The 21,599-nt window shown below is 40.9% G+C and carries 20 protein-coding genes; 11 read left to right on the top strand and 9 right to left on the bottom strand.

The window, feature by feature from the left end:
- Nucleotides 1-118: 118 nt before the first annotated feature.
- Complete coding sequence (locus tag ACWPV5_RS08300) at nt 119-979, top strand: DUF4299 domain-containing protein (RefSeq protein WP_261067550.1); 861 nt, start codon at nt 119-121, stop codon at nt 977-979.
- Nucleotides 980-1,049: 70 nt separating this feature from the next.
- On the opposite strand, the gene ACWPV5_RS08295 is transcribed toward ACWPV5_RS08300, so the two are convergent.
- From ACWPV5_RS08295 to ACWPV5_RS08275, 5 genes are all read right to left on the bottom strand, one after another.
- Entirely contained in the window at nt 1,050-2,114 is a 1,065-nt protein-coding gene (locus ACWPV5_RS08295) for an Mtc1 family protein (protein ID WP_261067549.1), read from the bottom strand.
- Nucleotides 2,115-2,171: 57 nt separating this feature from the next.
- Nucleotides 2,172-3,083 (bottom strand): DUF4097 domain-containing protein, encoded by a 912-nt coding sequence (locus ACWPV5_RS08290; RefSeq protein WP_261067548.1) that lies wholly within the window; start codon nt 3,081-3,083, stop codon nt 2,172-2,174.
- Nucleotides 3,076-3,669 carry a DUF1700 domain-containing protein gene (locus ACWPV5_RS08285; RefSeq protein WP_000198685.1) on the bottom strand — a complete coding sequence of 198 codons (594 nt, stop codon included), beginning with the start codon at nt 3,667-3,669 and terminating at the stop codon, nt 3,076-3,078. Before ACWPV5_RS08285 ends, ACWPV5_RS08290 begins: the two co-directional genes overlap by 8 nt.
- Nucleotides 3,656-3,982, bottom strand: a complete 327-nt coding sequence (locus tag ACWPV5_RS08280) for a PadR family transcriptional regulator (protein WP_000273858.1) — start codon at nt 3,980-3,982, stop codon at nt 3,656-3,658. The genes ACWPV5_RS08285 and ACWPV5_RS08280 overlap by 14 nt, the downstream gene beginning before the upstream one ends.
- A gap of 138 nt (nt 3,983-4,120) precedes the next feature.
- Nucleotides 4,121-5,287: an MFS transporter gene (locus ACWPV5_RS08275; RefSeq protein WP_261040521.1), complete on the bottom strand. Its 1,167-nt coding sequence runs from the start codon at nt 5,285-5,287 to the stop codon at nt 4,121-4,123.
- Between the two features lie 154 nt (nt 5,288-5,441).
- Between ACWPV5_RS08275 and ACWPV5_RS08270 the strand changes: the two genes are divergently transcribed.
- Nucleotides 5,442-6,272 (top strand): glycosyltransferase, encoded by an 831-nt coding sequence (locus ACWPV5_RS08270; protein ID WP_001291455.1) that lies wholly within the window; start codon nt 5,442-5,444, stop codon nt 6,270-6,272.
- A gap of 85 nt (nt 6,273-6,357) precedes the next feature.
- On the top strand, nt 6,358-8,208 hold the full coding sequence (locus ACWPV5_RS08265; RefSeq protein WP_219967159.1) for a polysaccharide biosynthesis protein: 1,851 nt from the start codon (nt 6,358-6,360) through the stop codon (nt 8,206-8,208).
- Between the two features lie 232 nt (nt 8,209-8,440).
- On the opposite strand, the gene ACWPV5_RS08260 is transcribed toward ACWPV5_RS08265, so the two are convergent.
- From ACWPV5_RS08260 to sdaAB, 3 genes are read right to left on the bottom strand one after another with little or no spacing between them, the layout of a single operon-like run.
- The gene (locus ACWPV5_RS08260; RefSeq protein WP_219967158.1) at nt 8,441-9,073 is read right to left on the bottom strand and encodes an HAD-IA family hydrolase; all 633 of its coding nucleotides are present in this window, start codon (nt 9,071-9,073) and stop codon (nt 8,441-8,443) included.
- A 21-nt stretch (nt 9,074-9,094) separates the two neighbouring features.
- Nucleotides 9,095-9,967, bottom strand: coding sequence for an L-serine ammonia-lyase, iron-sulfur-dependent, subunit alpha (gene sdaAA, locus ACWPV5_RS08255; protein ID WP_000500043.1), 873 nt, complete (start codon nt 9,965-9,967; stop codon nt 9,095-9,097).
- An 8-nt stretch (nt 9,968-9,975) separates the two neighbouring features.
- Nucleotides 9,976-10,647 carry an L-serine ammonia-lyase, iron-sulfur-dependent subunit beta gene (gene sdaAB / locus ACWPV5_RS08250; protein WP_000838912.1) on the bottom strand — a complete coding sequence of 224 codons (672 nt, stop codon included), beginning with the start codon at nt 10,645-10,647 and terminating at the stop codon, nt 9,976-9,978.
- Nucleotides 10,648-10,888: 241 nt separating this feature from the next.
- On the opposite strand from sdaAB, the gene apf reads away from it, so the two are divergent.
- Entirely contained in the window at nt 10,889-11,509 is a 621-nt protein-coding gene (apf, locus tag ACWPV5_RS08245; protein WP_219967157.1) for an aggregation-promoting factor, read from the top strand.
- Nucleotides 11,510-11,559: 50 nt separating this feature from the next.
- On the opposite strand, the gene ACWPV5_RS08240 is transcribed toward apf, so the two are convergent.
- Nucleotides 11,560-12,423, bottom strand: coding sequence for a helix-turn-helix domain-containing protein (locus ACWPV5_RS08240; protein WP_219967156.1), 864 nt, complete (start codon nt 12,421-12,423; stop codon nt 11,560-11,562).
- 321 nt (nt 12,424-12,744) lie between these two features.
- On the opposite strand from ACWPV5_RS08240, the gene ACWPV5_RS08235 reads away from it, so the two are divergent.
- The 7 genes from ACWPV5_RS08235 to mnmA all read left to right on the top strand — a co-directional run bounded on the left by ACWPV5_RS08235 (nt 12,745) and on the right by mnmA (nt 21,557).
- Nucleotides 12,745-13,332 carry a hypothetical protein gene (locus ACWPV5_RS08235; RefSeq protein ID WP_023945205.1) on the top strand — a complete coding sequence of 196 codons (588 nt, stop codon included), beginning with the start codon at nt 12,745-12,747 and terminating at the stop codon, nt 13,330-13,332.
- 285 nt (nt 13,333-13,617) lie between these two features.
- Entirely contained in the window at nt 13,618-15,726 is a 2,109-nt protein-coding gene (locus ACWPV5_RS08230) for a bacteriocin-associated integral membrane family protein (RefSeq protein WP_219967154.1), read from the top strand.
- Nucleotides 15,723-16,364, top strand: a complete 642-nt coding sequence (locus ACWPV5_RS08225; RefSeq protein ID WP_454383308.1) for an ABC transporter ATP-binding protein — start codon at nt 15,723-15,725, stop codon at nt 16,362-16,364. The genes ACWPV5_RS08230 and ACWPV5_RS08225 overlap by 4 nt, the downstream gene beginning before the upstream one ends.
- Nucleotides 16,365-16,570: 206 nt before the next feature.
- A complete protein-coding gene (locus ACWPV5_RS08220) occupies nt 16,571-17,377 on the top strand; it encodes an ABC transporter substrate-binding protein (protein WP_001038472.1) in 807 nt (268 codons plus the stop codon).
- Nucleotides 17,378-17,393: 16 nt separating this feature from the next.
- The gene (locus ACWPV5_RS08215; protein ID WP_173278912.1) at nt 17,394-18,590 is read left to right on the top strand and encodes an argininosuccinate synthase; all 1,197 of its coding nucleotides are present in this window, start codon (nt 17,394-17,396) and stop codon (nt 18,588-18,590) included.
- 28 nt (nt 18,591-18,618) lie between these two features.
- Nucleotides 18,619-20,010, top strand: a complete 1,392-nt coding sequence (argH, locus tag ACWPV5_RS08210; protein WP_261067547.1) for an argininosuccinate lyase — start codon at nt 18,619-18,621, stop codon at nt 20,008-20,010.
- Between the two features lie 425 nt (nt 20,011-20,435).
- Nucleotides 20,436-21,557 carry a tRNA 2-thiouridine(34) synthase MnmA gene (mnmA, locus tag ACWPV5_RS08205; protein WP_261067546.1) on the top strand — a complete coding sequence of 374 codons (1,122 nt, stop codon included), beginning with the start codon at nt 20,436-20,438 and terminating at the stop codon, nt 21,555-21,557.
- Nucleotides 21,558-21,599 lie beyond the last annotated feature (42 nt).

Raw genomic sequence — 21,599 nt, 5'->3', positions numbered from 1 at the left:
CAAACAGTCCTTAGGGGCTGTTTTTCTATGCTTTTTACTCAAAAATCTAAAGTTTGTTTCTGTATCTTTCAGAAAAATAAGGTATACTATATGTAAACGATTTCAAAGGAGTCCAGTTATGACGAAAACATTTTTTATTCCAAATAAACAGAGCATTTTAGGAGCACAGGAAATTTTGACTGCCAAGTCTATCTTGGCCTTGGTAGATGGCTTGGAGTCACATAGCTATGATGCTGTCTATCTCCGTCAGCCTCTTAATCGTCTCGAGTATATCGAGTGTGCGATAGTGGGGCAATCACAATTTCTCTTTAAGGTCAGTTATGCTGATGGTCAAAAGGCTTACCGTGTCGATCTTCCTGACCTACTCACGAAGACAGACTGGCGGATTATCAAAGCATTTTTAGAAGCCCTACTTGCTTATACAGGAACTGAGATTGAAGGACTAGATGGTTTTGACTTTGAAGTTTATTTCCAAGCAAGTATTCAAGCCCATCTGGCTGATAGTGCAGCCCGCTTTACGATTTGCCAAGGAATTTTTAATCCTGTTTTCTTTAGTCATGAGGATTTGAAAAGCTTTTTAGAGGAAGGTGGCTTGGCTCAGTTTGAAGCGCGTGTGCGTGCGATTCAAGAGACCGATGCTTACTTTGCAAGAGTTTCCTTCTATCAGGATGGAGAAGGACAAGTGCACGGTGTTTACCATCTGGCTCAAGGCGTCAAGACCGTTTTACCGAGAGAACCATTTGTTCCTGTAGCCTATATTGAGCAATTGGTGGATAAGGAAGTCAAGTGGGAGATTGACTTGGTTCAAATCACAGGAGACGGCTCTAAACCAGAAGACTATGAAGCCATTGCCCGCTTGAACTATGCAAAATTCCTAGAGTCACTACCATCAGCATCTTACCACCAACTAGACGCCAATCAATTAGAAGTGCAACCCATCTTAGACAAAGATTTTAAAACATTAGCACAAGAAAAGTAAAGTAGAAGCAGGTCAATCGACTTGCTTTTTTGACATAGAAAAATCCTGCCATGAAAGACAGGATTGAAGTTTAAAGAAAGGCCAAGATACGAAGATAATCCCCAATCAGTGCGACTTCAGCTACAAAGAAGAGGAGGATGATCACTCCGTTCACAAGGACAGATAAGAATAACTGATAGAAGGAGTCGGTTTCACTTGCTTGACTTGGTCTTGTAATGATATGGAGACTGGCAAGCAGAATGATTCCAATGCTAATCACACACAAAAGGGCTGAAAATCGTAGGCTGTCAAAGAAGGCAAAGAAACTAGCAATGGCAGTGAGGAAGATTGGAATTGCCAAGAGTTGACTATATTGTTGGAGAACCTTTTCTAGCGTCCAGTCCTTTTCTTGGTAGATAAATCGTCTCACAACGAAACTGCCCAAGAGGAATGAAAAGAAGAAGAGAGTTGTTGCTACTAGGATAGAGATAATCGAAAAGAGATTTAATGAAGCAAATTGTTCAGGGAAGTGGCTGTTTATAGTTGCTATATGTCCATAGTAAGCATGTTTGATGTGGTAGATACTAAAGAAAAAGGAAGATGCAGAAAACAGAATGAGCAAGAGAAAGGCTGTGTAGCTGTGTGTGCTACTTGTTTCAAGCTTGCTTGTAGGAGATTTGAGAGCTTCCACTAGCCAAGACCAAAAATCAAGCACTTGCTCTTTCCATCTATCTGTAGATTTTTGAGCTTGGTCGGGAATATAAGGACTTTCTAAGGATTTACTGAGAAGAAGTGGCTCTTTCGTAGTTGTTTTTTGCTGAGGAAGTGCTTCTTGACTCTCTTCAGCTATAGTGACTTTTTCTGTTTCTTTAGAAAGGTCTTGCTCTTCTTCAGTAGAATCTAATGCTTTCTTTTCTTCTATTTCTGTTCTTGCTTCACTGTCTTCAGGCGTTTCAATTTTCTCTTCTTGCTGATTTTCAAGTTCGACTTTAACTTGAGAGACTTCCTCCTCTACTTGAGTATTTTTTTCAATTGGTGTATCGAGATCGGCTATCGTTTCTTCAGCCTTGTCTGCAACCTCTTGAGCTTGCTCTTCAGGTTTGTTCTTGCTTGTTGTTTTTACAAAATCATTACTTTCAAACCATTCTTGTTTCATGGTAGAACCTCCTTTTTAGTGGGTTATGTGTCATAGTGGTCGATATAAATAGGTTTATTAAGGTCTGTTAGCTGTAGTTTCAAGACTAATATAATCATCAGCCTTAGCGATGAGTTGACCTTTTGCATCAGTTTTTTCAGTTTTGTAAGGGTTGCTTAATTCGTTGGGGTGGCGTTGACTCTCATCTCTCGATAACTGATAAATAGGACCATGGTGACTCGAGAGGTCTAAGTTAATTTCTTGGCTTTCTTTTTGAGTTAGCATGATACTGAGCGCATTTTTAGAAGATAGTTCTACTTTACCATATACTTTAATATTTTCAGCGTGGAAGTGATGTTCTGTTGATTCTAGCTGACTATCTGTAAGGTCTGTATCAAAGATATTAACGATATTAGGGGTTGTGAGTTTACTGTTTTTGATACGACTTCCTTCAATTCGGAGGAGATAGCTGTTTGTATTGAGGGTTGCATTTTCAAGACTAGCATTTATGATGGTGGTTTGTCCGCGATTGGCTGACACGTTGATCCCTTTTAGACTTCTTCCTTTTGGAACTTGGAGAATAACTTCTTCAAAACGACGAGAGTAGCCACTTGCGATATGGAGAATCCCGCCAATTCCAGAAGAGAGAAATGGAGTTTCAGACAGTTTCTTATCAGTGAGGCTTAGAGTTTTGTCGCTTTGATTTGTGACAAGATTATGGTGAGCAGAAAGAGATGGATGATAAGAAATGTGGATTTGATCATCCAAAGAGTCTGTGATGGTCAGCGCGTGTTGGTGGAGAGTTATCTCTAGATTTTCGACTTCCTTGCCAAAGGTCAGCTCTTCCATCCGACTATCATAGACAGGTTCCTTGGACATGGCAAGTAGGCTCTTAATTCCGTCAGATTGGATGCCTACAAAGAGCAGGACAAAGCCGATAACGGTAGTCACAACACCAAAAATGAGAAATCCTTTTGTCCATTTACGCATGCTGGTCACCTCTCTTTCCTTTTTTAAGAACAAATTGCACCAGGCGAACAATGAGTAGGCCGAAGAAGCGAGCTACATAGGAAATACCTAATAAAACTAGTGAAGAAGCACCGATAGCCAGTAAACCAGAACCGAAAATCAAGATAAAGGCTGATTTAGCTTGGGCTAGGACAGTAAAACTTTCAACTAAAAATAGGAATCCGCCGATGATACCAAGTATGGAAACCGCAAAGAAAGCTAGAATGACAGTCAAGGCTGCCACAAGGATTGCAAACAGGGACACGAGAATGGCGATTCCCAGAGGAATACCGATGGGTGCTGCAAGGAGAGCTAACAAGGCGATATGCAAAATTTGTCGGTTATTCTTTTGAGCGGGTGCCTCATTAATTTTTTTATCGAGAAGATTGGAGAGGACTTCGTGAGCTGCTTCCTTAGGAGTTCCCAAGCTAGCGATGAGTTCTTCTTCTCCTTCGACTCCAGCATCGTCAAAGAGTTCTCTGAAATAGTCCATGGCTTCGATGCGGTCAGCTTCAGGTAGTTTCTTGAGATAAAGTTCTAGCTGAGTCAGGTATTCAGTTCTTGTCATGGCGGATACTCCCTTCTATGATGCCATTGATGGTGTCTGTATAGAGTGCCCATTCATCTTTTAGGGTCACGAGCTGTTCTATACCACCGTTTGTCAAGGAGTAGTATTTGCGCATGCGACCTTGGAACTCTCTAGAATAGGTTGTCAGAAAGCTATTGCCTTCCAATTTTTTGAGAATGGGATAGAGTGTGGATTCTTTGATATTAGCGATGAGCTTAATGGTTTGACTAATCTCATAACCATAAGAATCATCCTGCTCCAGTACGGCCAAGATGAGAAATTCAATCAAGGCAGAGGATGTTGGAAAGTACATGGGGAACCTCCTTTTCTAATGTGTAAGATTTTTATATATAATTTTTCTACACATACATTGTACATCTAAAAGAAAGCCCTGTCAAGAGAAATGTGTAAAATTTTTATATATAAAAAACTCCTAGGCAAAACTAGAAGTTTAGAGGATTTTATCAGCTCTGTCCACTGTAAAGAGGGCCACAGTCATCAGGATATCGACGAGCAAGAGAGCAGCTACAGCTGGCACCCAAGAGTGGAAAAGATCAAAACTGTAACCAAATAGCGTTGGCCCAAAGGCTGCTAGGATATAGCCTCCTGTTTGAGAAAGGCCAGATAATTGGGCTGTCTTTTCAGGAGCGCTTGTCTTGAGTGAAAAGTTGACCATGAGATAAGGGAAGAGGGCGCTGGTTGCGGTTCCGATGAGGAGATGGATGGCAAGCCAGTAAAAGAAATTACCGACTGGGAAAAAGAGCATGGAAATGCCGACCACACCAGCTAGTGAAACCAAAGTGAGCATGAGCTGACGATTACGAGTAGACAAGCTGGTTGTCAGGCTTGGGATGGTCATTGAAAAAGGAATGCTAATCAGAGAGAAGATAGAAGTCAGCAAGCCAGCTTCGTGACTGGAAAGACCTGCATGGATAGCCATGGTCGGTAACCAGGTCATAGCGGTGTAAAAGAGCAAGGATTGAAAACCTGCAAAGACAATCACTGCCCAGACCTGTTTATTATGCATGACCTTTGTTTTGCTTTTTTGTTTGGTTTGTGGAGCTAGTCTGTGATTATAGCGGTGATTTGGGAGCCAGACCAAAAAAGTTGCTAGACAGAGCAGGGTGAGGAGGATGATAAGCCCTTTCCAAGAACTGGCTTGTGTAATGGGCACAGCTAGATAGGAAGCCAGAGCCGTCGCAATCCCCATAGAGGTTACATATAAGGTGGTCAGAAAACCAATCTTCTTTGGTTGATTGGCTTGGATAAGACTAGGAAGCAGAACATTGATGACTGCGATACTTGCCCCAACCATCAAGGTTCCTAGATAGAGTAGGGGCAGATTGATTAGTCGAATGAGAGAACCGATGGTCAAGAAGAAAAGGCTGTAGGTGAAGAGATGCTCCAAGCCAATTTTCTGAGCCAGTCGGGTAGAAAAGAGTGAGAAGAGGGTAAACATGAGGAGAGGCAGGCTGGTCAAGACACCAAGCGAACTAACTTCTACTCCCAGCCCTTGCGAAATATCTCCCAAAATAATGGGTAAAACAGTAAATGGAGTCCGCAAGGAAACACCAATCAGGATAATACCTGGAACAAAAAAGAGTGATTGCTTTTTCATATAATACCTCTTCTAGCTGATTTTAATAACAGCTTATTTTAAGGTTTTTTCCTTATAATGTCAAGTAAGGTTTCTGGCTTTCAAGATAAAAATGGGAAAGTCTTGAAAATTATGATAAAATAGTGGAAGGAAATCTATACATTGGAGAAAAACTGTGTCTGAAAAGCAAAAAATCAGCGTATTGATGTCGGTCTATATCAAGGAAAATCCGACATTTTTAAAGGATGCTATTGAGAGTGTTCAAAATCAGACCCTGAAACCGAGAGAATTGGTTCTGGTTGAGGATGGGCCTTTGACACCTGAGCTCTATCAGGTATTAGATCAGCTTGAAGCTGAGTCTGATATTCCAGTGAAACGCTATCCTCTTGAGCAGAATCAAGGTTTGGGTCTGGCTCTTCGACAGGGTGTTTTGCAGTGTCAGTATGATATTATTGCCCGTATGGATACGGATGATATAGCAGTTCCAGATCGTTTTGAGAAACAGGTTCAGCTAATGGAGAAGGACAAGCTAGACCTATTAGGTGGACATATTGCAGAGTTTATTGACAATCCTGATGAGATCGTTTCTTACCGTCGTGTTCCAACTCAACATGCAGATATTGTAGCTTATCAAAGGATGAGAAGTGCCTTTAACCACATGACTGTTATGTTCAAGAAGGACATGGTTCTCAAGGCAGGCAACTATGAGGATGGCCTTTATATGGAGGATGACCTCCTCTGGCTCAATATGATTGCTGCAGGAGCTAGGACTGGAAATCTGGATCAAATCTTGTGTAGGGTTCGTGTTGGAGCAGGGATGTTTGAACGTCGTGGAGGACTGCGTTATCTCAAACTCTATCGTCAAGCTCGTCAACGAATGCTGAAGAGAGGGCAAATTTCTTACATGGAGTATGCCAAGAGTGTTGCCATTCAGATGGTTGTTGCTCTTTGTCCCGGATTTGTCCGACAGTTTATTTTTATGAAACTGTTAAGAAAAAGCAAGTAAAAGATTGTAGCAAATCGTAAACTGGATAAAAAGTGTTATAATAACAATATAAATATCCAGCTCTTTTAAGGAGGAGTAGATTGACATGAATAAAAAACTAACAGATTATGTGATTGATCTGGTGGAAATTTTAAATAAACAACAAAAGCAGGTTTTCTGGGGAATATTTGATATTTTCAGTATGGTGGTTTCCATCATTGTATCTTATATTTTATTTTACGGCTTGATTAATCCAGCACCTGTTGACTACATTATCTATACGAGTTTGGCCTTCCTGTTCTATCAATTGATGATTGGATTTTGGGGGTTGAATGCTAGTATTAGTCGTTACAGCAAGATTACGGACTTTATGAAAATCTTTTTTGGTGTGACTGCTAGCAGTGTTTTGTCTTATGGAATCTGCTATGCCTTCTTGCCACTTTTTTCAATCCGTTTCATCATTCTCTTTATCTTGTTGAGTACCTTCTTGATTTTATTGCCACGGATTACTTGGCAGTTAATCTACTCTAGACGCAAAAAAGGAAGTGGCGATGGAGAACACCGTCGAACCTTCTTGATTGGTGCTGGTGATGGCGGAGCCCTCTTTATGGATAGTTACCAACATCCAACCAGTGATTTGGAACTGGTCGGTATTTTGGATAAGGACGCTAAGAAAAAGGGCCAAAAACTTGGTGGGATTCCTGTTTTGGGTTCATATGATGAATTGCCTGAATTAGCCAAACGCCATCAAATCGAGCGTGTTATCGTTGCGATTCCGTCGCTTGACCCGTCAGAATATGAGCGTATCTTGCAGATGTGTAATAAGCTGGGTGTCAAATGTTACAAGATGCCTAAGGTTGAAACTGTTGTTCAAGGACTTCACCAAGCAGCTACTGGCTTCCAAAAAATTGATATTACGGACCTTTTGGGACGTCAGGAAATTCGTCTTGACGAATCGCGTCTGGGCGCAGAACTGACAGGTAAGACAATCTTAGTCACAGGTGCTGGTGGCTCAATCGGTTCTGAAATCTGTCGCCAAGTTAGTCGCTTCAATCCTGAACGCATCGTCTTGCTCGGTCATGGGGAAAACTCAATCTACCTTGTTTATCATGAATTGATTCGCAAGTTCCAAGGGATTGATTATGTACCGGTTATTGCCGATATTCAAGACTATGACCGTTTGTTGCAAGTCTTTGAACAGTACAAGCCTGCTATTGTTTATCATGCGGCTGCCCACAAGCACGTTCCTATGATGGAGCGCAATCCAAAAGAAGCCTTCAAAAACAATATTCGTGGAACTTACAATGTTGCTAAGGCTGTTGATGAAGCCAAAGTACCTAAGATGGTTATGATTTCGACAGATAAGGCGGTTAATCCACCAAATGTTATGGGAGCAACCAAGCGCGTGGCTGAGTTGATTGTCACTGGCTTTAATCAACGTAGCCAATCGACCTACTGTGCAGTTCGTTTTGGGAATGTTCTTGGTAGCCGTGGTAGTGTGATTCCAGTCTTTGAACGTCAGATTGCTGAAGGTGGGCCTGTAACGGTGACAGACTTCCGCATGACCCGTTACTTCATGACCATTCCAGAAGCTAGCCGTTTGGTTATCCATGCTGGTGCTTATGCTAAAGATGGAGAAGTCTTTATCCTTGATATGGGCAAACCAGTCAAGATTTATGACTTGGCTAAGAAAATGGTCCTTCTAAGTGGACACACTGAGAGCGAAATTCCAATTGTTGAAGTTGGAATCCGTCCAGGTGAAAAACTTTACGAAGAACTCTTGGTGTCAACCGAACTTGTTGATAACCAGGTTATGGATAAGATTTTCGTTGGTAAGGTCAATGTCATGCCTCTAGAAGCCATCGATCAAAAGATTGAAGAGTTCCGCACTCTTAGTGGAGATGAGTTGAAGCAAGCCATTATCGCCTTTGCCAATCAAACCACCCACGTTGAATAAAAACAGAAAAACGCATATTATCAGGTCTGAAGAACCTTGGTAATATGCGTTTTGTTATGTGTAAACTTGCTTCATTTTATTCTGATACTCAATGAAAATCAAATAGCAAACTAGGAAGCTAGGAAGCTAGCCGTAAGTTGTTCAAAGCACAGCGTTGAGGTTGCAGATAGAAACTGACGTGGTTTGAAGAGATTTTCGAAGAGTATGAAATAGAGTTGTCGCCCAGTCTATGTTATTGAAAATACTCCAAAGCTTCTAAGGGTTTGTGGGCGATATAATCAGGTTGATAGTTTAGTAGATCTGCTTGATCTCCAAATCCCCAAGTGACGGCCAATTTCTGAATGCCTGTTTCTTGAGCCCCCTGCATATCAAACTTGGTATCTCCGATGATGATGGCTTGTTCTGGTGCTAGTTGATGTGTCTGCAAGGCTTGGCGAATGACATCTGCCTTATGGGGTGCCTCAGGGCTGGAACCATAAATGCCAGCAAAGAAATGATAGATTCCCAAGTTCTTAGTCATGTCTTGAGCGGTTGGAGTGTTTTTTGTAGTGGTGATGTAGAGAGGGTAATTCTTGGATAGTTCTTGAAGCAATTCTACAATCTGAGGGAAAATTTGAGCTTCATGGATGCCTTTTTCCTTATAGTAGGAACGGTATATCTGCACAGCCTCAGAAATTTGTTCTTTGGGCAGGCAGGTCGCAAAACTACTTTCAAGGGGCGGTCCCATAAAACCACGAATCGTTTTGACATCAGGACTAGGCACCCCCAGCTCCTTAAAGGTATGGGTAAAGGCATTGTGAATTCCGATAGAACTGTCGACGAGGGTTCCATCCAGATCGAAAAAGATAGCTGAGATAGAGGTCATGGTTTCTCCTATTTGATAAGCTTATTCTCCGAAAATTTCTTTTTGGAGGCGACGACCAGTAGGTGTGGCAGCGAGTCCACCTTCAGCTGTTTCACGAAAGGCAGTTGGCATGCTTGCTCCCACTTGGTACATGGCATCGATAACTTCATCCACAGGGATTTTAGATTCGATACCTGCCAGGGCCATGTCTGCTGCGATGAAGGCAAAGCTAGCTCCCATAGCATTGCGCTTGACACAGGGAACTTCAACCAAGCCGGCAACAGGGTCACAGATGAGGCCTAGCATATTTTTAATGACAAAGGCAATGGCCTGACTGGCCTGATAAGGTGTTCCTCCTGCAGCTAGAGTCAAGGCGGCAGCGCTCATAGCAGAGGCTGAACCAACCTCAGCTTGGCAACCGCCCTCAGCACCTGAGATAGAGGCATTGTTTGCGATGACTAGTCCAAAGGCACCGGCAGCAAAGAGGAAATCCAGCTGTTGCTCGTGGCTGAGGTCTAATTTTTCAATAGCAGCAGTGAGAACGGAAGGCAGACAGCCAGCACTTCCTGCGGTCGGAGTGGCACAGACCAAGCCCATTTTGGCATTGTGTTCATTGACTGCGATGGCATTTCGGGCAGCCGAGAGAATCGTATAATCTGACAAGGTTTTTCCGTTTTTGATGTAGTGATCCAATTTGGCAGCATCTCCACCTGTCAGGCCACTACGAGATTTATTTTCATTGAGGCCAAGTTGGACAGAGGCTTTCATGACTTCTAGATTGCGTTCCATGAGAAGGAGGACTTCTTCACGTTCGCGACCGGTCAATTCAAACTCGGTTGTAATCATGAGTTCTGCGACATTTCCTTGAAAGTCCAGATCTGCTTGCTCAACCAATTCTTTGATAGAATAAAACATGCTTCCTCCTATTTAAAGAAATTGACATTATGGAGATGAGGGATTTTTCGAATTTCTTCGATGGCCTCATCACAGTTACGACTGTCGACTTCGATAATCATAATGGCTTTTTCACCAGCTTTTTCACGAGTAACATTCATCTGGGCGATATTGATACCATAGCGTGAAAGGGCTTCTGTTACGAGGGCAATCATACCTGGAATATCTTGATGAACAATGATGATAGTCGGTGTATTCATATTGAGAGAGACGGCAAAGCCATTGAGTTCGGTGACCTGAATATTCCCGCCACCGATTGAAATACCAGTCACACTGATGGTCTTGTGGGCATTTTTGACGGTAATTTTAGTGGTGTTTGGGTGAGGAGCATTGCTGTCTTTCTGAATGGTCCAGACAATCTTGATGCCACGCTTGTGTGCAATCTCCAGACTATTTGGGATTTCAGGATCATCTGTATCCATGCCCAAAATACCTGCAACAAGGGCTAGGTCTGTCCCGTGACCACGATAGGTCTTGGCAAATGAGTTAAAAAGTTGGAATTCGACTTCTGTCGGAGTATCATCAAAAATGGAAGAGACAATCTTCCCAATACGAACAGCACCAGCGGTATGACTACTAGATGGGCCAATCATAACTGGTCCGATGATATCAAAGACAGATTGAAAACGAAGTGATTTCATCAGTTTCCCCTTATAAAAATTCTTATCTCTATTATATCAAAGAATAAAGGTCTTGACTTTAATTGTGGATGAAAACCTTTCTAATACCTCAAATAGCATAAAAATAGTATCTTTTATGACAAAAAATACCTTATTTAGGGAAATAAAAAATAATTTTGTAATATTTCTACATAAAAGTGTCAAGAAACGGTAATATTTAAAGGGTATCATAGAATTATAGAAAGAAGGAGAATTTTCAAATATGAAATCAACAACTAAAAAGATTAAAACAACTCTTGCAGGAGTAGCTGCCTTGTTTGCAGTATTTGCTCCATCATTTGTGTCTGCTCAAGAATCATCAACTTACACTGTTAAAGAAGGTGATACACTTTCAGAAATTGCTGAAACTCACAACACAACAGTTGAGAAATTGGCAGAAAACAACCACATTGACAACATCCATATGATTTATGTTGGTCAAGAGTTGGTTATCGACGGTCCAGCAGCGCCAGTAGCACCAGCCTCAACGACTTATGAAGCTCCAGCAGCTCAAGATGAGGCTGTTTCAGCTACAGTGACAGAAACTACAGAAGTAGCAGAAGAAACTCCAGTAGTAAGCGAAACAGTATCAGAAGAAACAGTTGCTTCAACTGTAAGCGGATCTGAAGCAGAAGCCAAAGAATGGATCGCTCAAAAAGAATCAGGCGGTAGCTACACAGCTACAAACGGACGTTACATCGGACGTTACCAATTGACAGATTCATACTTGAACGGTGACTACTCAGCTGAAAACCAAGAACGTGTAGCAGATGCCTACGTTGCAGGACGTTACGGTTCATGGACAGCCGCTAAAAACTTCTGGCTTAACAACGGCTGGTATTAAGAAATAACGAACAGAATAATATGAAAAGGTCGAGGGAATCCCTCGACTTTTTATATTTCCTTCGGTTGAGAATAGATCTCTACTTCTTTTTTGAGGTAGGACAGCATAGAAGTTTCCTCGGTCAGCTCCAGAAGGGAGAACCCTTTTTGGATAAGTCTAGCATCATCCCTACAAATCCCAATACGAACATAGCAGATAGCAAGCCTATCGTAGCTTTTCTTTTTCTTGGCATCCTCTAGTAAAGTATAGCAGATTTGTTGACACATGTTTTTGTCTTGATGGTATAAGTAAATGGTGGACAGATTGAGTAGGATTGCCATTCGTAAGTCATATAAATGTTGATAGTTTTTATAGACTTCCAAGCGTTGCAGGATTTTTCCAGTAATGAGATGGAGATGATCAATGGGAAAGCTGAAAAGGATGGTATTGAGGATTTTTAGGTCATTTTCATACCATGTATCTTGTTTTTCAATTTTTTCCCAAAGTTTTGTGACAGTCTGTTTCACTTGGTTTGACAGTTGCTCTGTACCATGTTGACGGATATGAATGACAATTTCCAACATATCTCTGATTTCTTCTATGGGCAGGTCGTGGTGGGTTTTGAGATAGTCTTGGCATTTTTGAAATAGTTTTTCGAGTTCACTAGTCCCTAGGGTTGAGCTCATATTGAGATAGGTTTGCATGATTTCTGTTCGTTGGCTCGGTTGATAGAGGTGGCAGATATAGTCAAACTCTTCAAAACTCATATTGATTTGCCGGAGAAGAAACTCCATATTTTCATATTTGGGAGTTGCTTTACCACTTTCAATTTTTGATAGGCTGGTTCTTGAAATGACATTTCCACAGACCTCTTCTTGGGTCAAGCCTTTTGACTCGCGTATTTCTTTATAGACCTTTCCGAAATCATAACGCATGATTTTCTCCTTTTCGTGAAAAAAGTTAACAAATAATAAAATCCAATTAAAAATATTGTATCATAGTAATATAAAAAGTAAAGAAGAAAGCTAAAATAAGTTTGGTGTAATTTTAAAATGGGCTTAACAGTACTATGATGTAGCTAGAAAAGGGGGGCTAAAATGTTTAAAAATAAGGAGCTTTTTCGAGTAGTCATGATATTTGTGATAGGAATTATCCTAATTTTAATGACACCAGTCTTATTTAAAGTTGTGATGGAACTATTTTCAAAATAAACACGACTCTGCTTTAGGTAGAGTCGTGAATCAGGAGGTTAAGTGATGAACTACAATTTAAAATATCTTTTATCAGGAATATTTGTCCTAGTCTTTATAGGTTTCCTAGTCTGGATGCGTTATTTTAATCAGAGGAAGGAAGAAGAGCATTCGGATATGTCTTTTGAAGCGAGGTTAGATAGTGAGGTCAAGGCCTTATATAAACAACTAGGATTGGGTGAGGAGCCTCACTATTTCTTAGCTTATCGTTACCTACATCCCTGGTTTAATTTGGCGATTTTACCACCAACAGTTGAAATTTTCTTAACTAAAATAGCGCTGGTGATGGTGACTCCAGATGAACTACTGATAAGAAATCTTGGGAATGGGATGACTTTCACAAGTGAGCATCATCGTGATTTGCGGCAAGGACTTATCCGCATTCCAAAATCAGAGATAAAAGAATTTGAGATTCGCAACTGGAAAAGAGCTTTTGTATTTGGCGATTTTTTGACAATTAAAACAAGCCAACACAGCTATTATTTACAGGTTAGAGATGATGGACTTCAAAAAGGAAGTCTTTCAACCAAACATTTCTCAGACTTGAAACGACAAGATTTTCTAGGATTATTGACAGATAAAAGAACATTCTGATTGACAATTGCCCTAACAGCTTATTGTAAACTTTGCAAATAAGCTGTAAATACTAGAATCCATTCAGAAAGGCAATTCCTATGAAAAATAAAATTTTAATCATTGTTTATATTTTAGCCTCGCTAATCATCAGTTTTATAATCTTTTCACTTTTGCATATTGATTTTAAATGGTGGACAACTCTGGCTATAAGTGCAGGATTTATTTACACCTATTTAAAATTTAGTAAAAAATAAAAAGTACCTGCACCTATCTCGCTTTCGTCTCTTCACGGGAGGTATCTCTATGAAAAAAATCAGTCATCTTTGTATGCTCCTGCTCTTGCTGTGTACTACGTTTTTTGTCCTGAATGTAAATGTTACACGAGAAATAGTGCGGATTCAGGAGATGGGCAAGACAACTTATTCATTTGACTTGTACTTGAAAGATGTCACTAAACCGACAGAAACGATTCTCCAGTTTTTTGAAGAGGTTGCAAGCCAAGACAAGGTCTCTATTATCAAAGTAGATAATGGAGATGAGGCAGTCAAGGCTGGTGTTTTTGATAAGGAAACCTTCCCCTATCAGGAGTTCGGTTTGACTTCTCTTGATTTTTCAAAGAATGAGAAGGGAGTCTACAGCAACCAGGACCTTCCCAATAATCTAGGAACCATTCCCACCTTTTTAAAGGTGAAACTCATTCGACTCCAGACCTTCCAATCCTATATTGAGGATAAATCCCATACTGTAAATGGGCGCTACATGATTACCTCCAGCAAAGAGATAGATCGCGATACCATTCTACAAAAGTGGAGTGATTTTTTCCAGATAGATAAGACGATTTTATTAGAACCCACTTACCGAAGTCAGGTTGGAGTGCTAAATCAAGAGTTGTTACTATCTATCATTATCTTTATCTTGGCAATCTTGCTTGTGATTTTAATGACAGTTTATCAGCCGATGATGGAGATGAAACGAGTGGGGGTTCAAAAGTTACTTGGTTTCCAAAGCAGAGCGATTTTAGCTGGTTTTGTAAAGACTAATTTTTATCTTCTCTTGGGTGGAAGTCTTATCATTGACTTGGGACTATTTTTAGTGCTGGACTACAGGCCAAAACTTCTGTTTCCAAGTTTACTCTTATCCCAATTTCTGCTTTTACAGTTGTATTTGTTCATCAGTTGGCTGACCTACCTGATGATTCAGAAAATGACAGTCAGTTCCATGTTGAAAGGTTTTTCATCTGTCAAACTTGGTCTCATCTTCAATTATGTGATGAAAATAGGGACAACTGTTTTATTGACGGTTTTACTGATTGGGGTAGGCAGAAGTCTAGAACAAGAAAACAAAGAACTTGCTTATCAGCAACAGTGGGTAAGCCAAGGAAATTACCTGACCTTAGAAACCTTCAAACTCAATGATAACCTGTGGCAAGAAGAGCTAGCAGGTTCAGGGAAATCTACAGATTATTTCTACCAATTTTATCAAGATTTGCTAGCAAAAACACAAGTAAACTATGTGCGAAGTACGAGTCTTCCTATCAAACCAGTCATCAAAGCTGAACAAGTGCAGAACTACCAACTGCCTGATAAGGTAGATGTTTACTATGCTAATAGCAATTTTCTAAAGAGCAAGGGATTCAAGCTACCAGATACCGGCACTAAAAAGGTGATTTTGTTTCCAGCCAGTGACAAAGGACAAGAAGGCAAGAATCAGTTCTTGGGGAAATCCATCGCCTATCTTTCTATGAGGTATGAAGATCAGCAAAAGCAAACAATAGAAGATATGGATGTAGAAATTGCCTACTATGAAGGAGATTGGTCTTTCTTCCCTTATAATAATGAGCGAAAGGAAAATCTCCACAATCCAATCATTAGTCTGGTAAATGATCAAGACATGATGTGGGAAGAAAAGACTCACTTGTCAACGACAGGTTTAAACAACCCGATGAAAGTTGAAAATACAGAACAAAATCAAAAAGTGATTACGGAGTTAGTTGAGAAATTATCTGATGGTAGCTATTTAAAATTTTCATCGATTCAAGCAATTCAAGAGGGGATGGTTGATACCTATCGGGATTCTGTTCGTAATTTTAACGTTCTGTTTGCCTTATTTGCTCTTCTCAGTATGATTGTCTCCTACTTTTTACTCGTTACCACTTTCTTGTTGAAGCGCAGGGATATCATTACCAAGAAGTTTATGGGGTGGAAACTGGTCGATCGCTATCGCCCTCTCCTAGTCCTGCTCTTGCTGGGCTATAGTTTGCCTCTTCTAGTCTTGATTTTCTTTGCCCATGCGCTCTTGCCACTCCTACTTTTTGCAGGCTTTACATGTCTGGATATACTATTTGTGTTAGCCTTGGCTTCTAGGATGGAGAAAAGAAGTCTAGTAGAGTTATTGAAAGGGGGCATCTTATGATTGAGTTGGAAAATATTACCAAAACCATTGGGGGAAAAGTGATTTTGGATAACTTGTCTCTCAGGATTGATCAGGGGGATTTGGTAGCCATTGTTGGTAAGAGTGGTAGTGGGAAGTCGACCTTGTTAAATTTATTAGGTTTGATAGATGGTGATTATAGCGGACGGTATGAGATTTTTGGTCAGACAAATCTAGCGGTTAATTCTGCTAAGTCACAAACAATAATCCGTGAACATATCTCTTATCTGTTTCAAAATTTTGCCCTGATTGATGATGAAACGGTCGAGTACAATCTCATGCTGGCGCTGGAATATGTGAAATTGTCTAAGAAAGACAAGTTCAAAAAGGTGGAAGAGATTTTAGAGAGAGTAGGTTTGTCAGCTACTTTGCATCAAAAGGTCTCCGAGTTGTCTGGTGGGGAGCAACAACGAATTGCAGTTGCTAGAGCCATCTTAAAACCCAGCCAGCTGATTTTAGCCGATGAACCAACAGGTTCTCTGGATCCTGAAAATAGAGATTTGGTCTTGAAGTTTCTCTTAGAGATGAATCGAGAAGGGAAAACAGTTATTATTGTGACCCACGATGCTTATGTAGCCCAACAATGTCATCGAATCATTGAATTGGGCGAGGGAAAATGAGTTCGTTCGGCCTCTTTTGATTGGCTGAATACTCATGTTTCCCAGAGAGAAATAGCATAAATACGCCTAGGAATGACATTTTTATGTAGTATTTCTAGGTTTTTTTGTTTCAAATTGAAAATTTTTTCAATTTAGGCTTGACAAACGATGAGTATAGGAGTATTATTTATACAACCAAAAAGAATAAACATAAAGGAGGCTTTGTTATGAATAAGATGAAGAAGGTGTTGATGACGATGTTTGGTTTAGTGATGCTCCCCCTACTATTTGCTTGTAGTAACAATCAATCGGCTGGAATTGAAGCCATCAAGTCCAAAGGAAAATTGGTTGTAGCCCTCAATCCAGATTTTGCTCCATTTGAATACCAAAAAGTGGTTGATGGGAAAAATCAGATTGTGGGTTCAGATATCGAATTAGCCAAGGCTATCGCAACAGAACTAGGTGTCGAATTGGAACTATCTCCCATGAGTTTTGACAATGTACTGGCTAGTGTTCAATCAGGAAAAGCCGATCTTGCCATATCTGGTGTTTCTAAGACAGATGAACGGAGCAAGGTGTTTGATTTTTCAATTCCCTACTATACTTCAAAAAATAAGCTCATTGTCAAAAAATCTGATTTAGCCACTTATCAGTCTGTCAACGACTTAGCGCAGAAAAAGGTCGGAGCACAGAAAGGTTCGATTCAAGAAACGATGGCGAAAGATTTGCTTCAAAATTCTTCCCTCGTATCTCTGCCTAAAAATGGGAATTTAATCACAGATTTAAAATCAGGGCAAGTGGATGCCGTTATCTTTGAAGAACCTGTTGCCAAGGGATTTGTGGAAAATAATCCTGATTTAGCAATCGCAGACCTCAATTTTGAAAAAGAGCAAGATGATTCCTACGCGGTCGCCATGAAAAAAGATAGCAAGGAATTGAAAGAGGCAGTCGATAAAACCATTCAAAAGTTGAAGGAGTCTGGGGAATTAGACAAACTCATTGAGGATGCCTTTAAAGCATCCATTGAAAAATAGAAAGAAGGAAAAGAATATGAGTAAAGAAAAAGTAATTTTGGCCTATTCTGGCGGTTTGGACACATCAGTTGCTATTACCTGGCTGAAGAAAGACTATGATGTTGTTGCAGTTTGTATGGATGTGGGTGAAGGGAAAGACTTAGATTTCATCCATGATAAGGCTCTTAAGGTTGGGGCAGTCGAATCTTATGTTATTGATGTTAAGGACGAATTTGCTACAGATTATGTGCTAGTGGCTCTTCAGTCACATGCCTATTATGAACAAAAGTACCCCTTGGTATCTGCCTTGAGCCGCCCTCTTATTTCTAAAAAATTGGTTGAAATAGCGCATCAGACAGGAGCGACTACAATTGCTCATGGTTGTACAGGTAAGGGGAATGACCAAGTACGTTTTGAAGTATCGATTGCAGCCTTGGATCCCAATTTAAAAGTGATTGCGCCAGTTCGTGAATGGAAATGGTCTCGGGAGGAAGAAATTCATTATGCTAAGGAAAATGGGGTGCCTGTTCCTGCTGACCTTGACAATCCCTACTCTGTCGACCAAAATCTTTGGGGACGTGCCAATGAGTGTGGTATTTTGGAAAATCCATGGAATCAGGCTCCAGAAGAAGCCTTTGGTATCACATCTTCTCCAGAGGAAGCTCCAGACACGCCAGAATACATTGAGATTGAGTTTAGTGAAGGTGTTCCAGTTTCCCTCAATGGAGAAGGGCTAAAATTGGCAGATTTGATTCAAAAACTCAATGAAATAGCTGGGAAACATGGGGTCGGACGGATTGACCACGTGGAAAATCGCTTGGTGGGGATTAAATCAAGAGAAATCTATGAGTGTCCAGGGGCAGTGACCTTGCTGACAGCTCATAAGGAAATTGAGGATTTGACGCTTGTGAGAGAAGTGGCTCATTTTAAACCAATCATAGAAAATGAATTATCAAATCTCATTTATAATGCTTTGTGGTTTAGTCCGGCTACACAAGCCTTGATTGCTTATATTAAAGAGACTCAAAAAGTTGTCAATGGGACTGCAAAAGTTAAACTGTATAAGGGGAGTGCTCAGGTCGTGGCTCGGAAATCACCAAATTCACTTTACGATGAAAATTTGGCGACGTATACCAGTGCAGATACCTTTGACCAAGATGCAGCTATTGGCTTTATTAAGTTGTGGGGACTTCCAACCAAGGTTCATTCTGAGGTTCAAAAAAGCGCCAAATAGGGCGATTGGATAGAGAGGTGGATGTGATATGGCTAAGAATACAAAATTATGGGGTGGTCGTTTTGAAGGTACTGTCGAAGACTGGGTAGAGCGCTTTGGTGCGAGTATATCTTTTGACCAGAAATTAGCTAAATTTGATGTGATTGGTTCCTTAGCCCACGTTCAGATGTTGGGCCAGACGGACATTTTGAGTTTGAATGAGTCAGAAAAGATTCAAGCAGGCTTGAAAGAGCTTTTAGAAGAGCTAGAGGCAGGCCAACTTGACTTTGATATCGCAAACGAAGATATTCATATGAATATGGAAGTGTTGCTGACAGAAAAAATTGGTCCCCTTGCAGGGAAGTTACATACGGCTCGTTCTCGAAATGACCAAGTTGCGACAGATATGCACTTGTATCTCAAGGAGCAACTAGGCCATGTCCTAGATAAACTGGCTTATCTCAAGGGTGTTTTATTAGACTTGGCGGAAAATCATGTGGAGACAATCATGCCGGGCTATACCCATCTGCAACATGCTCAGCCTATTAGTTTTGCCCACCACCTGATGGCTTACTACAATATGTTTCAGAGAGACAGTGAACGTTTTGAATTTAACCAGAAGCATACAGACCTATGCCCTCTAGGTGCGGCAGCTTTGGCAGGAACGACTTTCCCCATTGATCGCCAATTGTCTAGCGATTTGCTGGAGTTTAAGCAACCTTATACAAATTCTTTGGATGCTGTTAGTGACCGCGATTTTATCTTAGAGTTTCTATCCAATGCCAGCATACTCATGATGCATATGAGCCGTTTCTGTGAAGAAATAATCAATTGGTGTAGTTTTGAGTACCAATTCATTACCTTGTCAGATACGTTTACAACAGGTTCCTCTATTATGCCCCAAAAGAAAAATCCAGATATGGCTGAGTTGATTCGAGGAAAGACTGGTAGAGTTTATGGGAATCTGTTTGGACTATTGACAGTCATGAAGTCCCTGCCCTTAGCTTATAATAAGGATTTGCAAGAGGATAAGGAAGGGATGTTTGATACGGTCGAAACGATTTTAAATTCTTTGGATGTGTTGGCCGGTATGTTATCTAGCTTGCAGGTAAATAAGGAAAAAATGCAAGAGTCGACAGAGAAGGACTTTTCAAATGCGACTGAGTTGGCAGATTATTTGGCAGGAAAAGGCTTGCCATTTAGAGAAGCTCATGAGATTGTGGGAAGATTAGTGCTAGACTCTATCAAGTCTGCTAAAAATATTCAAGATTGGACTTTGGAGGAATTACAAACCTATCATTCCCTCATTGCCGAGGATATCTATGTTTACTTGCAACCTAAAACTGCTGTTCAAAGACGAAATTCCTTGGGAGGTACAGGATTTGACCAAGTGAAATACCAGATTGCAGTTGCTAAGAAAGCGAATGAAGCTAGAAAGTGATAGATTGATAGGTTCAGAATAAGAGGTTGGTCGATTGACAGCCTCTTTCTTGTCTTCTCCAACCAAGCATGTTATAATGAATACTGCTCAAGCGACCTTCAATCGTTAAGCACACACGACCTTCAATCGTGAACTAGTCATTTCGTTTATCTTTTATTACGTCGTTAACTCGAAATGAGATGCAAGCTGAGCTTGTCTTATTTATAACCTCAATCAGTCTCCCAGACTGATTGAGCGAACTCAAGTTATGCCTGCGACTCGTTGCCTATCATATTTTCATTTTAAGATGATAGGCTAAAATGGTCTCCCAGACCATTTTACTACTAAAAGCAAACGAAATGACTATACTCAAATAAATTCTATTGAAAGTCATAGTAAATAGAATTTTGAGGGGTATAAATAAACGAATAGATGGGAGACTTACCATGAGTGATAACTCTAAAACACGTGTTGTCGTGGGGATGAGTGGTGGTGTTGATTCGTCGGTGACGGCTCTTCTTCTCAAGGAGCAGGGCTACGATGTGATCGGTATCTTCATGAAGAACTGGGATGACACAGATGAAAACGGCGTCTGTACGGCGACCGAAGATTACAAGGATGTGGCTGCGGTGGCAGACCAGATTGGCATTCCTTACTACTCTGTCAACTTTGAAAAAGAGTATTGGGACCGCGTTTTTGAGTATTTCCTAGCAGAATACCGTGCAGGGCGCACGCCAAATCCAGATGTTATGTGCAATAAGGAAATCAAGTTCAAGGCCTTTTTGGATTATGCTATGACCTTGGGGGCAGACTATGTAGCGACTGGGCATTATGCCCGAGTAGCGCGTGATGAGGATGGTACTGTTCACATGCTTCGTGGCGTGGACAATGGCAAGGATCAGACCTATTTCCTCAGCCAACTTTCGCAAGAACAACTTCAAAAAACCATGTTTCCTTTGGGACATTTGGAAAAGCCTGAAGTGCGAAAACTAGCAGAAGAAGCAGGCCTTGCGACTGCTAAGAAGAAAGACTCGACAGGGATTTGCTTTATCGGAGAAAAGAACTTTAAAAATTTCCTCAGCAACTACCTGCCAGCTCAACCTGGTCGTATGATTACAGTGGATGGACGCGATATGGGCGAGCATGCAGGACTTATGTATTATACAATCGGTCAGCGTGGCGGTCTCGGTATCGGTGGACAACACGGTGGTGACAATGCCCCTTGGTTCGTTGTCGGAAAAGACCTAAGCAAGAACATCCTCTATGTCGGCCAAGGTTTCTACCATGATTCGCTCATGTCAACCAGCCTAGAGGCTAGCCAAGTTCACTTTACTCGTGATATGCCAGAGGAATTTACGCTAGAATGCACAGCAAAATTCCGCTACCGTCAGCCTGATTCTAAGGTGACCGTCCATGTCAAAGGAGATAAGGCAGAGGTTATCTTTGCAGAACCGCAACGCGCGATTACACCAGGACAGGCAGTTGTCTTTTACGATGGCGAAGAGTGTCTAGGTGGTGGCTTGATTGATAATGCCTACCGTGACGGACAAGTTTGTCAGTACATTTAGATTGACAAATTTTCTCAATTTGCTACAATAATAACAGCAATA

This window comes from Streptococcus sp. Marseille-Q7156 (assembly GCF_965119495.1).
The sequence above is the reverse complement of the archived record's forward strand: the minus strand, read 5'-3'. Positions and strand labels throughout refer to the sequence as shown.

Coding starts and splice junctions, on each gene's coding strand:
- ACWPV5_RS08300 (WP_261067550.1), top strand. CDS start 119: ATGACGAAAACATTTTTTATTCCAAATAAACAGAGCATTTTAGGAGCA.
- ACWPV5_RS08295 (WP_261067549.1), bottom strand. CDS start 2,114: ATGAAACAAGAATGGTTTGAAAGTAATGATTTTGTAAAAACAACAAGC.
- ACWPV5_RS08290 (WP_261067548.1), bottom strand. CDS start 3,083: ATGCGTAAATGGACAAAAGGATTTCTCATTTTTGGTGTTGTGACTACC.
- ACWPV5_RS08285 (WP_000198685.1), bottom strand. CDS start 3,669: ATGACAAGAACTGAATACCTGACTCAGCTAGAACTTTATCTCAAGAAA.
- ACWPV5_RS08280 (WP_000273858.1), bottom strand. CDS start 3,982: ATGTACTTTCCAACATCCTCTGCCTTGATTGAATTTCTCATCTTGGCC.
- ACWPV5_RS08275 (WP_261040521.1), bottom strand. CDS start 5,287: ATGAAAAAGCAATCACTCTTTTTTGTTCCAGGTATTATCCTGATTGGT.
- ACWPV5_RS08265 (WP_219967159.1), top strand. CDS start 6,358: ATGAATAAAAAACTAACAGATTATGTGATTGATCTGGTGGAAATTTTA.
- ACWPV5_RS08260 (WP_219967158.1), bottom strand. CDS start 9,073: ATGACCTCTATCTCAGCTATCTTTTTCGATCTGGATGGAACCCTCGTC.
- sdaAA (WP_000500043.1), bottom strand. CDS start 9,967: ATGTTTTATTCTATCAAAGAATTGGTTGAGCAAGCAGATCTGGACTTT.
- sdaAB (WP_000838912.1), bottom strand. CDS start 10,647: ATGAAATCACTTCGTTTTCAATCTGTCTTTGATATCATCGGACCAGTT.
- apf (WP_219967157.1), top strand. CDS start 10,889: ATGAAATCAACAACTAAAAAGATTAAAACAACTCTTGCAGGAGTAGCT.
- ACWPV5_RS08240 (WP_219967156.1), bottom strand. CDS start 12,423: ATGCGTTATGATTTCGGAAAGGTCTATAAAGAAATACGCGAGTCAAAA.
- ACWPV5_RS08235 (WP_023945205.1), top strand. CDS start 12,745: ATGAACTACAATTTAAAATATCTTTTATCAGGAATATTTGTCCTAGTC.
- ACWPV5_RS08230 (WP_219967154.1), top strand. CDS start 13,618: ATGAAAAAAATCAGTCATCTTTGTATGCTCCTGCTCTTGCTGTGTACT.
- ACWPV5_RS08225 (WP_454383308.1), top strand. CDS start 15,723: ATGATTGAGTTGGAAAATATTACCAAAACCATTGGGGGAAAAGTGATT.
- ACWPV5_RS08220 (WP_001038472.1), top strand. CDS start 16,571: ATGAATAAGATGAAGAAGGTGTTGATGACGATGTTTGGTTTAGTGATG.
- ACWPV5_RS08215 (WP_173278912.1), top strand. CDS start 17,394: ATGAGTAAAGAAAAAGTAATTTTGGCCTATTCTGGCGGTTTGGACACA.
- argH (WP_261067547.1), top strand. CDS start 18,619: ATGGCTAAGAATACAAAATTATGGGGTGGTCGTTTTGAAGGTACTGTC.
- mnmA (WP_261067546.1), top strand. CDS start 20,436: ATGAGTGATAACTCTAAAACACGTGTTGTCGTGGGGATGAGTGGTGGT.